Raw genomic sequence first — 14,957 nt, 5'->3', positions numbered from 1 at the left:
ACCGGGCCGTTTTTTATTACAGCCTGTCAGGCACACTGCGTGCAACGCTCCCGTCACGTTCAACGAGAAGAGGGAGATGCATCATGAGTCGCAAAATCGTATTGATCGCACTGACGTCCGCCATGCTCGCCGCAACGGGCGCGGCACAGGCGAAGGGTTGTATCGAAGGCGCGGCGGTCGGCGGCGTGGCGGGACACGTCGCGGGCAAGCACGGGACGGCGGGCGCGGTAGGCGGCTGCGCGATCGGCCATCACGAGGCCAGCAAGAAGGACAAGAAGGCGCAGCAGGCGAACGCGGCGAGCGCGCCCGACGCCAAGTAAGACAGCAAACCAGCATTGCTCGGATCGGCGCCACGGCGCGCGTCGATCCGAGCCGCTAGAATGGCCGGATTGCGGCCGCGCGACGTCACCCGTTCGCGCGCCTCGTTTTGACAAGGCCATCACAGCGATCCCATGACAGCGCCCACGGACCCGATCCAGCACTTCGCCTCCGACAATTACGCGGGCATCTGCCCCGAAGCGCTGCAAGCGCTGATCAATTCCAACACCAGCGGCCACGAGCCCGCTTACGGCGACGATTCGTGGACGACGCAAGTCTGCGATCGCATCCGCGATCTCTTCCAGACCGATTGCGAAGTCTTCTTCGTGTTCAACGGCACCGCGGCGAATTCGCTCGCGCTCGCTTCGTTGTGTCAGTCGTATCACTCGGTGATCTGCCACGAGCTCGCGCATATTGAAACCGATGAATGCGGCGGCCCCGAGTTCTTCTCGGGCGGCTCGAAGCTGCTCACCGCGCGTGGCGAGAACGGCAAGCTCACGCCCGATGCGATCGAAGAACTCGTCACGAAACGCGCGGACATCCACTATCCGAAGCCGAAGGTCGTCGCGCTCACGCAGGCGACGGAAGTCGGCACCGTGTACACGGTCGAGGAAATCCGCGCGATCGCCGCGATTGCGAAGCGCCGCCATCTGAAAGTTCACATGGACGGTGCGCGTTTCGCCAACGCGGTCGCGACGCTGAACGTGCATCCGTCGGAGATCACGTGGCGCGCGGGCGTCGACGTGTTGTGCTTCGGCGGCACGAAGAACGGCTTGCCGGTGGGCGAGGCGGTCGTGTTCTTCGACAAGGCGCTCGCCGCCGATTTCGCCTATCGACTCAAACAGGCGGGGCAGCTCGCATCGAAGATGCGCTTCATCTCCGCGCCGTGGCTCGGCCTGCTCGACAACGACGTGTGGCTGCGCAACGCGCGTCATGCGAATGCGATGGCGCAACTGATGGCCGAGCGCCTCGCCGACATTCCCGGCGTGAGCCTGCTCTTCAAGCCCGAATCAAACGCGGTGTTCGCGGAACTGCCGGCGCGCGTTGCCACGGCGCTGCGTGCGAAGGGCTGGCGCTTCTATCAGTTCATCGGATCCGGCGGCTGCCGTCTGATGTGCGCATGGGACACGAAGCGCGAGACCGTTGAACGGTTCGTCGATGACGTGCGCACGTTGGCCGCGTCGATCTAACCCCGATTGACACGCGCGTCGCAGCGCTCCAACATGCCCGCACATTCCTCACCGGTTCCCGCGCCATGGCCTACATTTTCTACCTGACCCATATCCACCTCGGCTACGACGCGCTTCAGGCGCTGGAAAGCGAATGCGCGCGCATCGGGGTGAAGCGTCCGCTCGTCATCACCGATAAAGGCGTCGCGGCGGCGGGCCTCGCGAATCGTGTGATCGAAAGCGCGAAGCTCGGCGCGCTGCCGGTGTTCGACGACACGCCTTCGAATCCGACCGAAGCGATGGTCCTGCGAGCCGCGGAGCAGTACCGGCGCGAAGATTGCGATGGCCTCATCGCGGTGGGCGGCGGCTCGTCGATCGATCTGGCGAAGGGCGTTGCGATTGCGGCGACGCACGACGCGCCACTGACGACCTTCGCGACGATCGAAGGCGGTAGCGGCAGGATCACCGAGCGCGCCGCGCCGCTGATCGCGGTGCCGACCACGTCGGGCACGGGCAGCGAAGTGGCGCGCGGCGCGATCATCATTCTCGAGGACGGGCGCAAGCTCGGCTTCCATTCCTGGCATCTTTTGCCCAAATCCGCGATCTGCGATCCGTCGCTCACGCTCGGCCTGCCGCCGGCGCTCACCGCCGCAACCGGCATGGACGCGATCGCGCATTGCATCGAAACGTTTCTCGCGCCCGCGTTCAATCCGCCCGCCGACGGCATCGCGCTCGACGGGCTCGAACGCGCGTGGGCCAACATCGAGCGCGCGACGCACGACGGCCAGGACCGCGACGCGCGCCTGAACATGATGTCCGCGTCCATGCAGGGCGCGATGGCCTTTCAAAAGGGCCTGGGCTGCGTGCATTCGCTGTCGCATCCGCTGGGCGGGCTCGCGGTGAACGGCCGCACGTCGCTGCATCACGGCACGCTGAACGCGGTGGTTTTGCCCGCGGTGCTGCGCTTCAACGAGAGCGCGCCGTCGGTCGTCGCGGAACGGCGCTTCGCGCGCATGCGCCGCGTGATGAATCTCGCGGAGCACGCCGATGTCGCGCAGGCCGTGCACGACATGACCGCGCGCCTCGGCTTGCCGACGCGTCTCTCGCAGATGGGCGTCGACGAGAGCATGTTCGACAAGGTGGTGAAGGGCGCGCTCGCGGATCATTGCCACAAGACGAATCCGCGCGAGGCGAGTGCCGGCGATTATCGACGCATGCTGACGGAGTCTCTTTAAGCAATGAGCAAGCCGGTTCCGACCACGCGCGCGGACTACGCGCACTTTCTCGCGATCAGCACGCGCTGGTCGGATAACGACGTCTACGGGCATATCAACAACGTCGTCTACTACAGCTACTTCGACACGGTCGTCAACGAGTATCTGCTGCGCGCAGGCGTGCTCGATTTCAGCGAGGGCGAGACCACCGGCCTCGTCGTCGAGACGCGCTGCAACTTCTTTGCGCCGGTGGTGTTTCCTGAGCCGATCGAAGCGGGCTTGCGCGTCGAGCGGCTCGGCAACACGAGCGTGCGCTACGAAGTGGCGATCTTCACGCAAGGCTCAGACACCGCCGCCGCGCAAGGACACTTCGTGCATGTCTATGTGGATCGCGTGACGCGCAGGCCGGTGCCGCTGCCCGCGCCGCTCGTCGATGCGCTGAAGCCGCTCATCAACGGCTGAGGGTCGCGTTTTGCTCCAGTGGTTCTGCGTAAGTCTGCTCAACGGCGTGAGCGTGGGATTGCTGCTCTTCATGTTGTCGGCGGGCCTTACGCTGATCTTCTCCATGCTCGGCGTGCTCAACTTCGCACACGCGAGTTTCTATATGCTCGGCGCGTATGTCGGGCAGGCGCTCGCCGCGCATGGCGGATTCTGGTCCGCGTTGATGCTCGCGCCGGTCGTCGTGGGCATCGCGGGCGCCTTGTTCGAGCGATTGTTGTTGAGACGCGTGCATGCGCGCGGCGCGCTCGGGCAAATGCTGCTCACGTTCGGCGCGGCCATCGTGATCGGCGAAGGCGTCAAGCTCGTATGGGGGCTCGGGCCCTTGCCCGCGTCGATTCCTTCCGTGCTCGACGGTCCGCTTTTCACGCTCTACGGCGCGTCGTTCGCGCGCTACCGCGTGTTCATGATGACGATCGCGGTCCTGATGCTCGGCGCGCTCTGGCTGATACTGCGCATATCGAAGACGGGACTCGTCGTACGCGCGGCGCTCACGCATCCCGCAACGGTCGAAACGCTCGGCCATGACGTGCCGCGCGTGTTCACGATGGTCTTCGCCGTCGGCACCGCGCTTGCCGCGCTCGGTGGCGTGATCGGCGCGCCGCTCGCCGTCATCGAACCGGCGATGGCCGATGCAATGGGACCGATCGTGTTCGTCGTCGTCGTGATCGGCGGGCTCGGATCGCTGGGCGGCGCGCTCGTCGCGTCGCTTCTAATCGGCTGCGTGCAGACCTTCGCCGTGGGCGCGAGCGTGTCGGCGGGCAGCATCGCAGCATCGCTCGGCCTGACGCTGCCGCCCGCGTGGAGCGCGTTGACGGTCGCGCAGCTCGCGCCCGTGCTGCCCTATCTCGTGCTGGTCGCGATGCTGGCCGCGCGGCCGCGCGGACTCTTCGGCGAGCGCATGCAAGATGCGTAAGTTTCTTGCGCTCGCGCTGGCGCTCGCGCTGCCGCTCTTCTTCGATCGATCCTGGCTGCTCGCCTACAGCGCGCAGACCGCGACGCTCATCGTTTTCGCGCTCTCGTACAACTTGTTGCTCGGCGAGACCGGCCTGCTGTCGTTCGGCCACGCCGTATATTCGGGGCTCGGCGCATTCGCCGCCGCGCATGTGTTCAATCGCTACGGCGTGCCGTTGCCGCTCCTGCCGGTCGTCGGCGGATGCGCCGCGATGCTCGTCGCCGTCGTGTTCGGCGCGATCTCGACGCGGCGCGCGAGCACGCCTTTCGCGATGATCACGCTCGGCATCGGCGAGCTCGTCGCCGCGTGCGTGTGGCTCGTGCCCGGATGGTTCGGCGGCGAGGGCGGGGTGACGATCGACCGGGCGAGCGGGCCGTCGTTCTTCGCATGGACCTTCGGGCCGCTCCGTGAGGCCTATGCGCTGATCGCGTGCTGGTGCGTCGTATCGGCGCTCGCGATGTTCGCGTTCTCGCGCACGCCGATGTGCCGCCTCGCCAACGCCGTGCGCGACAATCCCGCGCGCGCGGCGGCGATCGGTTTCGCACCGGCGCGCGTGCGGTTTCGCGTGCTCGTCGTGTCGGCGTTCTTCGCGGGCATCGCGGGCGTGCTGGCGCTGATCAATGTGGAGCTGGTGTCATCGGAAAGCGTGGGCATCGCGCGCTCCACGAGCGTGCTGGTCGCCACGGTGATCGGCGGGACCGGCGCGTTCTTCGGGCCGGTGATCGGCGCGGTGCTGCTGACGTTCTTCAGCGTCGCCGTGGCGAGCGTGACCGCCGCGTGGCCGATGTATCTCGGGCTCTTTTTCATGTGGGTCGTGCTCGCCGCGCCGGAGGGCGTCGCGGGTGTCGTCAGGCGCGATGCGCGATCGCTGTGCTTCGGGGCGTTCAGCGCGATGGTCTGGGGCGTCGCGGTGGTCGTTCCGGTCGAAGCGCTCTATGCGGGACGAATCGATGCGCGTGCGTGGCTCATCGCGTTGGCGTGCGCATTGCTGGGTCTGTGGCTCACACGACGCGCGAGGGCCGCGCGATGAACGCCGCGCTCGAACTGCACGGCGTCACCCGACGCTACGGTGCGACGCAGGTGTTGCGCGGCGTCGATCTGCGCGTCGCGCAGGGCGAACGGCATGCGCTCATCGGACCGAACGGCGCGGGCAAGTCCACGCTTTTCGATCTGATCTCGGGCCGTGCGCGGCCGGATGACGGGCGCATCGTCGCGAACGGGATCGACATCACGGGCGAGCCGCCGCAGCGCGTCGCCCGAACGCTTGCGCGCAGCTTCCAGACGACGAGCGTATTCGGCGGCTTGTCCGTGCTCGACAATCTGCGTTGCGCGGCGCTCGGCGCGTCGTCATCGGGCTTTCTCGACCGATGGCTGCCTTCGCGAAAAATCGATGCGCGCGCACACGCGATGCTCGATGCCATCGGCCTTGCCGAACGCGCCTGCGAACTCGCCGCGCGTCTCACCTATGCCGAGCAACGCGCGCTCGATCTGGGCATCGCGCTCGCGACCGATGCGCCGCTCATCCTGCTCGACGAACCCACCGCCGGCATGAATCGCGCGGAAGCGACGCGCGCGCTCGCCTTGATCCGCGCGACGACGGAAGGGCGCACGCTGCTCGTGATCGAGCATGACATGGACGCGGTGTTCAGTCTCGCGGATCGCATTTCGGTGCTCGTGCGAGGGCGCGTGATTGCGACCGGCACGCCTGCTGCCATACGTGCGAATCGTGACGTGCGGCAAGCGTATCTCGGCGGAGTCGCGCCATGAGCGCTACATTGCGCATCGAAAATTTGCGTGCGTGGCATGGCGCGGCGCAGGCGCTGCACGGCGTGAATCTTCGTATCGCGGAAGGGGAAGTGGTCGCGCTCGTCGGCCGCAATGGGTCGGGGCGTTCGACGCTCGCGAAAGCCATCATGGGACTCGTGCGATGCGCGGGCGATGTGCGGTATGGCGAAGTTCAGCTCGTCGGGTTGCGGCCGCATCGCATCGCGCGGCTCGGCATCGGCTATGTGCCCGAAACGCGTGACGTGTTTCCGTCGCTGACCGTGCGCGAAAACCTGTTGCTCGGTGAACGCAAAGGCACGCGCTTTTCGCTGAGCGACGCGTATCGATTGTTTCCCGTGCTCGAGGAGCGCGCGTCGGTGAAAGCGGGTGCGCTATCGGGCGGCGAACAGCAAATGCTCGCGCTTGCACGCACGTTGACGGGCGATCCGTCGCTCGTCGTCATCGACGAACCCGGCGAAGGACTCGCGCCGCAAGTGCTCGCGCAAGTGGCCGCTTGTCTCGCGGCGCTGCGCGAACGCGGTGTGGCGATGCTGCTGATCGAAGAACGATTGACGATCGCGCGCATGCTCGATGCGCGCGTCGCGGTGATGGGGCATGGGGCGATTCAGTTCGATGGGGCGTGGGAGAGGCTTGCTCAGGACGAGCAAGTCATCGGCGACTGGCTTTCCATCGGCTAGGTCGACGCCTTGCTATCCCGCTCCACGATCCACTCGTGCTTAGGATCGTTCTTGAAGTGCCACGTGCGCTTGCTGCCCGCCATCACGTTCAGATAGTAGTTGTCGTAGCCATACGGCACGACCACCGGATGATATCCACGCGGCACCATCACGACATCGTGATTCTCGACGGCCATCGTTTCGTCGAGGTCGCGCTCGTCGGTATAGACGCGCTGAAACGCAAATCCTTGCGGCGGATTCAACCGATGATAGTACGTCTCTTCGAGCGAACTTTCGACCGGCACGTTGTCCTGATCGTGCTTGTGCGGCGGATAGCTCGATGCGTGTCCGCCCGGCGTGCGCACTTCGACCACGAGCAGGGACTCGGCCGCTTCCGTTTGCGGAAGAATGTCGCACACATAGCGCGTATTTGCGTTTTTGCCGCGCGTCGAGCGCTTCATCTGCGATGGCTCGATCAGCCGCGGCGGATACTCGCCCTTCGCGGGTGCGCTCGCGACGCCGATTTCCGCATCGCGTTCCGCACGCACGATCGCCGCGAGCTTCGGCGGCACATAGACCGCATAGGGCGCGGCGTCCTCGAACACGCTGTCGCGCGAGCCGATCGACTGATAATGCTCGTCGCCGGCCTCGACGCTCACGGTGCCCGTCAACACGACGATGCAGCTTTCGCGATCCGCGTCATACACATGCACGACATCGCCCGCGTTCAGGCGATACGCCGCGAAGCCGACATGCTTCCAGCCCGCGGAATCGGGCGTGACGCGCGCGATGGTTTGTCCCTCGCGCGATGCTTTCACCAGCAGGCTCATGCTGCCTCCTTGTATGTTCCGTCGACGAGCGCGCGCAGCGTGCGATAGCCCTTCTCGGCATATGCATAGCTCGGCGCGATCACCGGATCCTGTTCCGCTTCCACGACGAGCCAGCCGTCGTAGTCATGTTTCGCGAGACACGCGATGATGCCCGGGTAGTCCACGCAGCCATCGCCCGGGACGGAGAACGCGCCGTTGATGACCGCATCGAGAAAACTCCAGTTGCGGTTGCGCGCGAGCTTCACGATGTCCGGCCGCACGTCCTTGCAATGCACATGACATACGCGGGCGATGTGCTTCTGCAGCACGCTCAGGGCATCGCCGCCCGCGAACGTGATGTGTCCTGCGTCGAACAGGAGACCGACCGCATCGTTCGTCAGGGCCATCAGACGATCGACGTCCGCGGTCGTCTCGACATACGCCCCCATGTGATGATGATAGGCGACGCGCACGCCGCGCGTGAGTGTGAATTCGGCAAAGCGGTTCAGACGCTCGGCGTACTGGTTCCACTGCGCATCGGAGAAGAAGCGCGGACGTTGGTAGAGCGGACGCGGCGCGCCCTGAATCGACTGCGCGACTTCGCCGTAGACCATCACGGTTGCGCCGTTTTTCGCGAGCAGGTCGAGGTGCGGGCCTACGGCTTCGATTTCCTCCTCGGCGGTGCGCTCGGCGAGCCTGCCTGAGTACCAGCCGGATACGAGGGCGAGATCGTATTGGGCGAGCAGCGTCTTGAGCGCTTGCGGTTCGCGAGGGAACTTGTTGCCTAGTTCAAAACCTTCGTAGCCGATCTGTTTTCCTTCGCTTAGTGCGGTAGACAGAGGGGTCTCTCCGCCGAGCGAGGGCAGGTCGTCGTTCATCCACGACAGTGGGTTTATGCCTATGCGTACGTTTATGGGCATTGTTTGGTCCTCGGGTTTTCGTTTGCCTGGGTTTTTTGCGTTTGCTTTTGCTTTCGCTTTCGCCGGATCCCGTTTTCGTATTGGTTTATTAGCACTGCCCCTATGCGGGGCGGCAGTCACTTTCTTTGCTGCTGCAAAGAAAGTAACCAAAGAAAGCAGCTCGTTAGGCCCGCGGTCACACGCAGTTTGGCCACGCTTGCCATGTGATCGTGGGCTACCTAAGTGTCGCCCCCACAAGACTAATCGGGCTTGGCTCGCGCACGGTCTGTCACCGCGCGTCGCACAGCGGAGCGGTTCAGCACCAAATGGCTCCAGCCCGCTTCGCGGCCGACCGGTCCATCGGGTCTGCCCGAACTTTCTTTACTAACGCCTCCATCTCACTGCAAGTGCAGACCGATGTTGTCCCTTGCAAACCCAGCGGCAGCGCGTAGCGCTGTGCCGAAGCCGTTTGGTGCTGAACCAGCTTCGTTTGAGTACTAGCTAGTCAGACCGTGCGCGATCCCCGTCCGATGGGGCCTATGAGGGCACTCGCTACTGAGCCCACGATGGGCTGGCAAGCATGGCCAAACTGCGTGTGACCGCGGGCGTCTCGAGCTGCTTTCTTTGGTTACTTTCTTTGCAGCAGCAAAGAAAGTGACTGCCGCCCCGCACAGGGGCAACGCCAATAAACCAACAACAAAGCAGGCTTCCACGAAAAACCCCTTAAAGTCCCCTAGCCTCGAGCGCCCGCTCATAAGCCTCACGAGCAACGACGACCGCCGCGCGGTCCGATACTTCCGGCACGGCGACTTCCCACCACCATCCACCTTCCTCAGTGGGCCGAGCCGGATCGGTATCAATCGAAATCAGATAACTTCGATCTGCGGCCCGCGCGCGCTTCATCGCGGCTTGCAGCTCGTCGATGCTCGACACATGCTCCGACAAAGCCCCAAGCGCGCGCGCATGCATCGCGAAATCGATCTCGGGCGCACCGGGCGCGCCTTGCCTGCAATCGTCGATGAGATTGTTGAACGGCGCCCCGCCACAAGCCTGCTGCAATCGATTGATGCACCCGAAGCCGCGATTGTCGAGCAGCACCACGATGATTTTTGCGCCCAGCATCACCGAAGTCGCAAGTTCGCTATTCATCATCAGATAGCTGCCGTCGCCGACAATCACGATCACCTCGCGCTCGGGCCGCGCGAGCTTCACGCCCAGACCGCCTGCGATCTCATAGCCCATGCACGAATAACCGTATTCGACGTGATAACCGCCCGGTCGTCCGGTGCGCCAGAGCTTCTGCAAATCCGCAGGCAAGGTGCCGGCCGCACACACGACGATATCGTTCTCGGGCGATGCATCGTCCGAACGCTGCACCGCGCCGATGACATCGGCCTCGCGCGGCAACACGCCGTCCGCGAGTGGCGTGTTCGTCACATGCGCGACGGTCTCGCGCCACTCGTTCGCGAGCCGGTGCGCACGCGTCGTCCATTGCGGCGATGCGCGCCAGTCGCCGAGCGCCGCCGACAACGCATCGAGCGCGACACGCGCATCCGCCTGCACGGCAACGGCGTTCTGCTTCAACGCATCGAACGGATTCGCGTTGATCGCCACGAGCCGCGCCTGCGTGAAAAGCGTGTTCGATCCCGTCGTGAAATCCTGCAAGCGCGTGCCGACAGCGAGCACGCAATCGCTCGCATGGGCGAGTTCGTTCGCGCCCGATCCGCCCGTCACGCCGATGCCGCCGACGTTCAACGCATCGTCCCACGCCAGCGCACCTTTGCCCGCCTGCGTCTCCGCAACGGGAATGCCGTGCCTGTGCGCGAAGGTGCGCAAGGCATCGGTCGCGAGTCCGTACAGCACGCCGCCGCCCGATACGATCATCGGTTCACGTGCTTCGCGCAGCATCGCGGCGGCGCGTTCGATCTCGCGGGGAATCGGCGCGGGTGCATGGAACTCGACGACGGGCGGCGCGAAGAACGATGCAGGATAGTCATAGGCCATCGCCTGCACGTCCTGTGGCAACGCGAGCGTGACGGGGCCGCACAAGGCCGCGTCGGTGAGCACGCGAATCGCGCGCGGCAATGCGCTCAACAACTGCGCGGGATGCACGATGCGATCGAAGTATCGCGAGACCGCTTTCAATGCATCGTTCGCAGACACGCCGCCATCTTGACCGTCCTCGACTTGCTGCAGCACAGGGTCCGGCGCGCGCGACACGAAGATATCGCCAGGCAACAGAAGAACAGGCAAGCGATTCACATGCGCGAGCGCGGCGGCGGTCACGAGATTGGTCGCGCCCGGGCCGATGGACGTCGTCACCGCCATCATGCGGCGGCGCATGTGCGCCTTCGCATACGCGATCGCGCCATGCGCCATCGCCTGCTCGTTGTGCGCGCGATACGTCGGCAATTCATCCCGATGCCGATACAGCGCCTCGCCGATTCCCGCGACATTGCCGTGCCCGAAGATCGCGAACACGCCGCCGAAAAGCGCTTCTCCGTTACCGGTACGAAGCGCCGCGAGATAGCGCACGACGGCCTGCGCGGCGGTCAGTCGAACGGTCGCCGAAGTCGCGGCCGTCTCCGTTTGTGTAGCACGCTGGTTCATGCGGCTTGCTCCTGTTTGATCTGGCGATCGTCCACATGCGACGCGCCACGCGCTTCGCGCCATGCGCCGATCAAAGTTTCGAAGGTACGGCGCACGCGCGCGATCAATTCGCGGTCGTCGATCTCGTTTGCGAGCCACGCATGGCTCGGTTCATGAAAAATCGTGCGTCCGACGGTGAAGCCCTTGCAGGTCTTCGACGATGCCGCAGCCTTGAACCCGTCGCGCAACTGATCGACGGCCGCCGACAGCCCGAGCAGCACGACGCCGCGGCAATACGGATCGCGTTCGGCGATCAGCGCATCGATCGACTGCCACTGCTTCGCGCTCATCGGTTCGAGCTTCCACCATTCCGGATAGATGCCGAGGTTGTAGAGACGCTTCAACGCGCGATACACGGTGTCATCGTCCACGGGCGGACCGTTCTTCGGCACGATCACTTCGAGTAAAAGCTCGTTGCCGCTTTCCTGCACGGCATCGTAGAGCGCGCGCAACTGTGCTTCCTGTTCGAGCCGCACGTCATGCGGATGATCGGGGTGATATTGCACGAGACACTTCGCAACCTGCTCGCGCGGCCATTGCACGAGCGTCGTGCCGATCGAGCGGCCGTGATCGAACACGAGCGGCATCGAGCCCGGCAATTCGACCGGACGTCCGACCCACCAGCCGCGGCCCGTGGCGGCGTTCAGCGCATCCTGGCCGTAGCGGTCGTCGATCAGCACGCCGATGCGTCCTTCGACCCCGAGTTCCTTTTCGGTCTGCGCGACGGCATCGACGAACAGGTTTTTCAATGTGGCGATGCGCGTTTCGCTCGCGCCCGTCTGCTGCGCGAGATCGAAGAACTGGTTGCGATGATCGAACGCAAAGCCGAGCACTTCATCCCATTGCTTGCGCTTCGGGCTCACGCGGTGCAGCCGCGCGAGCGTCGCATCGCGATCCGGTCGGCGCATGCGTGCGGGATCTTCGCTGGCCGCGGCGAGGAAGTAATCCAGTTCGGCAGGCGTGGGCATTGCGGGCGCGCAGCCGTGACGCGACACGACGAGCGCGCCGCATGCATTGGCCGTTCGCGCACAGGCTTCGAGCGGCTCGTCGCGCAGCCAGCCAGAGAGGAAGCCGGACGCGAACGCATCGCCCGCGCCGAGCACGTTGAGCACCTCCACTTCGACGCCGCCGTGTATCGGCGCATCGTCGATGGAGGCGGGCACCGCGCCCTCGATGATCGAGCAGCCGAGCGGCCCGCGCTTCACCACGAGCGTCGCGTTCGTGACTTTGCGGACCATCGCGAGCGCGTTGATCAGATGGTCCTTGCCGCCCGCGATGCGAAACTCTTCTTCCGTGCCGATCACGAGATCGATCAGCGGCAGGATGCGCTGAAGATGCGCGGTAACGCCTTCGTTCGCGATGAAGCGCGTTTCGCCATCGGCCTTGCCCGTGAGACCCCACAGCACCGGCCGATAGTCGATGTCGAGGATCGTGCGCACGTCGTTGCGCCGCGCATAGTCGAGCGCGCGGCGGCTCGTGCGGTTCACCTGCTCGGTCGAGAAGTGCGTGCCCGTGATGAGCAATGCCTTCGACGACGCGATAAACGCTTCGTCGAAATCGGCTTCATCGACGGCCATGTCCGCGCAGTTCTCGCGATAGAACACGAGCGGAAACGTGTCGCGGTCTTCGAGGCCGAGCAGCACGAGGGCGGTGAGCCGTTCACGATCGATGCGCACATGGCTCACGTCGCAACCTTCGCGCTGGAGCGTCTCGGTGAGAAAGCGCCCCATGTGATCGTTGCCGACGCGCGCGAGCATCGACGAAGCGAGACCGAGCCGTGCGCAGCCGAACGCGATGTTCGCGGACGAGCCGCCGAGATATTTCGCGAACGTCGATACGTCTTCGAGGCGCGCGCCGACCTGCTGCGCATAGAGATCGACAGCGAGACGTCCGAGGCACACGATATCGCGTGTTCGGTCCGGCGCGAAGCGAGAGGTGGTTTGTGTTGGCATGGCTTGAATGTCCTCAGATCGTCGCGCCTTCGAGTTCGGTCATCATCTGCTGCATTTCGGCGCCGCCCGCCATCATGTCGAGCACTTCGTTCTTGCTGATGGTGTCCTTCGTGAACGTGCCCATCGAGCGGCCGCGATTGAGCAGCGTGAACGAATCGCCGATCGGATAGGCGTGATGCACGTTGTGCGTGATGAAGATCACCGAGATGCCTTTTTCGCGCGCCTTGTGGATCAGCTTCAGCACGTTGAAGCTCTGCTTCACGCCGAGCGCGGCGGTCGGTTCGTCGAGGATCAGCACGCGTGCGCCGAAGTGGATCGCACGCGCGATCGCAAGGCATTGCTTCTCGCCGCCGGACATCGTGCCGATGGGCTGATGCGGATCGCGCACGTTGATGCCCATTTCCGCAAGCTTGGCGCGCGAGGTTTCGGCGGCGAGATCGAGATCCATCACGCTGAAGAGGCCGAAGCGCTTCTTCTGCGGTTCGCGACCCATGAAAAAATTACGCGCCACCGAAAGCAGTGGCACGAGCGCGAGATCCTGATACACGGTCGCGATGCCGAGATCCAGCGCTTCCTTCGGCGATTCGAAATGGACCGGCTTGCCATCGACCAGATAGTCGCCGGAAGAGGGCGCATGCACGCCCGCGAGCGTCTTGATGAGCGTGGACTTGCCCGCGCCGTTGTCGCCGAGCAGGCAATGCACTTCGCCGCGCTTGAGCCGCAACGTGACGCCGTTGAGGGCGATCACCTTGCCGAAAAACTTGCTGACGTTCTCGAGTGCGAGGATGTTGTCGTCGTTCATGTCGGTTCTCCTCTCATTGAGCCTGCGAGACGCGGCGGCGCACGTAGTGGTTGAAGAGCACGGCGATCAGCAGCATCACGCCGAGGAACACACGGAACCAGTCCGAGCTCACGTTCGTATAAGTGATGCCGATCTGCACGACGCCGAAGATCAGTGCGCCGAAGCATGCGCCGACCACCGAGCCGTAACCGCCCGTCAGCAATGTGCCGCCGATGACCGCCGCGATGATCGCCTCGAATTCCTTCTGCAGGCCGCGGTCGGCCGCCGCGGAACCGATGTCGCACACTTGCAGCACGGCGAACAGGCACGAGCAGAACGCGGTCAGCACGAACAGCGAAATCTTCACGCGCTTCACCGGCACGCCGACGTTCTTCGCGGCATTCGCATCGCCCCCGACCGCGAGAATCCAGTTGCCGTAGCGCGTCTTGGCGAGCACGAACGCGCCGATTGCCGCGAGCACGAGCCACCAGATGATGACCTTCGGAATGCCCGGCACGAGCGGCTCGCCGCTATCGAGCAACTTGCCGATGCCCATGTGCGCGAGCCAGGTGAACACGCCGTGGAGGGCGACGCCATGAAAGAGCGTGTTGGCGATCGGATCGGCCTGCGCGAGATCGCCCACGCCGGAGATGATGGTGCGGTCCGCGAACATGATCGACAGCGCGAGCGTCAGGCCGCGCAGGATGAACAGGAAGGCGAGCGTGACGATGAACGAAGGCAGCCGCGTCCTCATCACGAGATAGCCGTTCAATGCGCCGAGCAGCATCGACATCACGAAGGCGAAGAGAATGGAAAGCGACAACGGCCAGTGAAAGTAGACCGAGGGCAACGCTACCATCATGCCCGCGAAACCGATCATCGAACCGATGGACAGGTCGAACTCGCCCGCGATCATGAGAAGACACGCGCCGACCGCGAGCAGCCCGAGATAGGCGGCGACCTGCGACCAGTTCATGACGCCGTCGAGGTTGAACATGCCCGACGAACCCGCGCCGAAGCCGAACACGAGGAACACGAGCACCGTGCCCGAAATGGCCGCGAATTCAGGGCGATTCAGCAAATGACCGAACCACGATTGCCGGCGTACGCGCTCATCCGAGGGCTTCGCGTTGTCAGGTGTGTCAGCGGTGTCCTGCTGAGGATTCACGTGGGGAGGGTAATGCTTGCCGGCTACGCCCATGATGGCTCCTTGAGACTCGAGACGAAGTTCAGTTCAGCGGCGATGCGCGCGCCCCTGCCGCGTCCGCGAAC

General features: G+C 64.5%; 14 protein-coding genes. 8 read left to right on the top strand and 6 right to left on the bottom strand.

Going from position 1 to position 14,957, the window contains the following annotated elements; all coding sequences use genetic code 11:
- Positions 1-83: 83 nt before the first annotated feature.
- The 8 genes from NCT32_RS09255 to NCT32_RS09220 all read left to right on the top strand — a co-directional run bounded on the left by NCT32_RS09255 (position 84) and on the right by NCT32_RS09220 (position 6,616).
- Positions 84-320, top strand: a complete 237-nt coding sequence (locus NCT32_RS09255) for a hypothetical protein (protein ID WP_061120945.1) — start codon at positions 84-86, stop codon at positions 318-320.
- Between the two features lie 153 nt (positions 321-473).
- Positions 474-1,508 carry a low specificity L-threonine aldolase gene (locus NCT32_RS09250; RefSeq protein WP_061121001.1) on the top strand — a complete coding sequence of 345 codons (1,035 nt, stop codon included), beginning with the start codon at positions 474-476 and terminating at the stop codon, positions 1,506-1,508.
- Positions 1,509-1,573: 65 nt separating this feature from the next.
- Entirely contained in the window at positions 1,574-2,722 is a 1,149-nt protein-coding gene (locus NCT32_RS09245; protein WP_061120944.1) for an iron-containing alcohol dehydrogenase, read from the top strand.
- A gap of 3 nt (positions 2,723-2,725) precedes the next feature.
- Positions 2,726-3,163, top strand: a complete 438-nt coding sequence (locus tag NCT32_RS09240) for a thioesterase family protein (protein ID WP_061120943.1) — start codon at positions 2,726-2,728, stop codon at positions 3,161-3,163.
- Positions 3,164-3,233: 70 nt separating this feature from the next.
- On the top strand, positions 3,234-4,115 hold the full coding sequence (locus NCT32_RS09235) for a branched-chain amino acid ABC transporter permease (RefSeq protein WP_061120999.1): 882 nt from the start codon (positions 3,234-3,236) through the stop codon (positions 4,113-4,115).
- Entirely contained in the window at positions 4,108-5,184 is a 1,077-nt protein-coding gene (locus NCT32_RS09230; RefSeq protein ID WP_061120942.1) for a branched-chain amino acid ABC transporter permease, read from the top strand. Before NCT32_RS09235 ends, NCT32_RS09230 begins: the two co-directional genes overlap by 8 nt.
- On the top strand, positions 5,181-5,921 hold the full coding sequence (locus tag NCT32_RS09225; RefSeq protein ID WP_061121000.1) for an ABC transporter ATP-binding protein: 741 nt from the start codon (positions 5,181-5,183) through the stop codon (positions 5,919-5,921). The genes NCT32_RS09230 and NCT32_RS09225 overlap by 4 nt, the downstream gene beginning before the upstream one ends.
- Positions 5,918-6,616, top strand: coding sequence for an ABC transporter ATP-binding protein (locus NCT32_RS09220; protein ID WP_061120941.1), 699 nt, complete (start codon positions 5,918-5,920; stop codon positions 6,614-6,616). Before NCT32_RS09225 ends, NCT32_RS09220 begins: the two co-directional genes overlap by 4 nt.
- On the opposite strand, the gene iolB is transcribed toward NCT32_RS09220, so the two are convergent.
- The 6 genes from iolB to NCT32_RS09190 form a co-directional block, all read right to left on the bottom strand.
- Positions 6,613-7,425: a 5-deoxy-glucuronate isomerase gene (gene iolB / locus NCT32_RS09215; RefSeq protein WP_061120940.1), complete on the bottom strand. Its 813-nt coding sequence runs from the start codon at positions 7,423-7,425 to the stop codon at positions 6,613-6,615. The two genes, NCT32_RS09220 and iolB, sit on opposite strands and share 4 nt — an antisense overlap.
- On the bottom strand, positions 7,422-8,324 hold the full coding sequence (gene iolE / locus NCT32_RS09210) for a myo-inosose-2 dehydratase (protein ID WP_061120939.1): 903 nt from the start codon (positions 8,322-8,324) through the stop codon (positions 7,422-7,424). Before iolE ends, iolB begins: the two co-directional genes overlap by 4 nt.
- A gap of 702 nt (positions 8,325-9,026) precedes the next feature.
- Positions 9,027-10,913 carry a 3D-(3,5/4)-trihydroxycyclohexane-1,2-dione acylhydrolase (decyclizing) gene (iolD, locus tag NCT32_RS09205; RefSeq protein WP_061119723.1) on the bottom strand — a complete coding sequence of 629 codons (1,887 nt, stop codon included), beginning with the start codon at positions 10,911-10,913 and terminating at the stop codon, positions 9,027-9,029.
- Complete coding sequence (gene iolC / locus NCT32_RS09200; RefSeq protein ID WP_061119722.1) at positions 10,910-12,904, bottom strand: bifunctional 5-dehydro-2-deoxygluconokinase/5-dehydro-2-deoxyphosphogluconate aldolase; 1,995 nt, start codon at positions 12,902-12,904, stop codon at positions 10,910-10,912. The genes iolD and iolC overlap by 4 nt, the downstream gene beginning before the upstream one ends.
- Before the next feature lie 13 nt (positions 12,905-12,917).
- On the bottom strand, positions 12,918-13,706 hold the full coding sequence (locus NCT32_RS09195; RefSeq protein WP_061119721.1) for an ATP-binding cassette domain-containing protein: 789 nt from the start codon (positions 13,704-13,706) through the stop codon (positions 12,918-12,920).
- Between the two features lie 13 nt (positions 13,707-13,719).
- Positions 13,720-14,886, bottom strand: a complete 1,167-nt coding sequence (locus NCT32_RS09190; protein ID WP_061119720.1) for an ABC transporter permease — start codon at positions 14,884-14,886, stop codon at positions 13,720-13,722.
- Between the last annotated feature and the right edge of the window lie 71 nt (positions 14,887-14,957).

The organism is Caballeronia sp. INML2, assembly GCF_023631365.1.
GTDB classification, from domain to species: domain Bacteria; phylum Pseudomonadota; class Gammaproteobacteria; order Burkholderiales; family Burkholderiaceae; genus Caballeronia; species Caballeronia turbans.
Note: the sequence above shows the minus strand (reverse complement) of the source record. Positions and strands in the feature narration are given on the sequence as shown.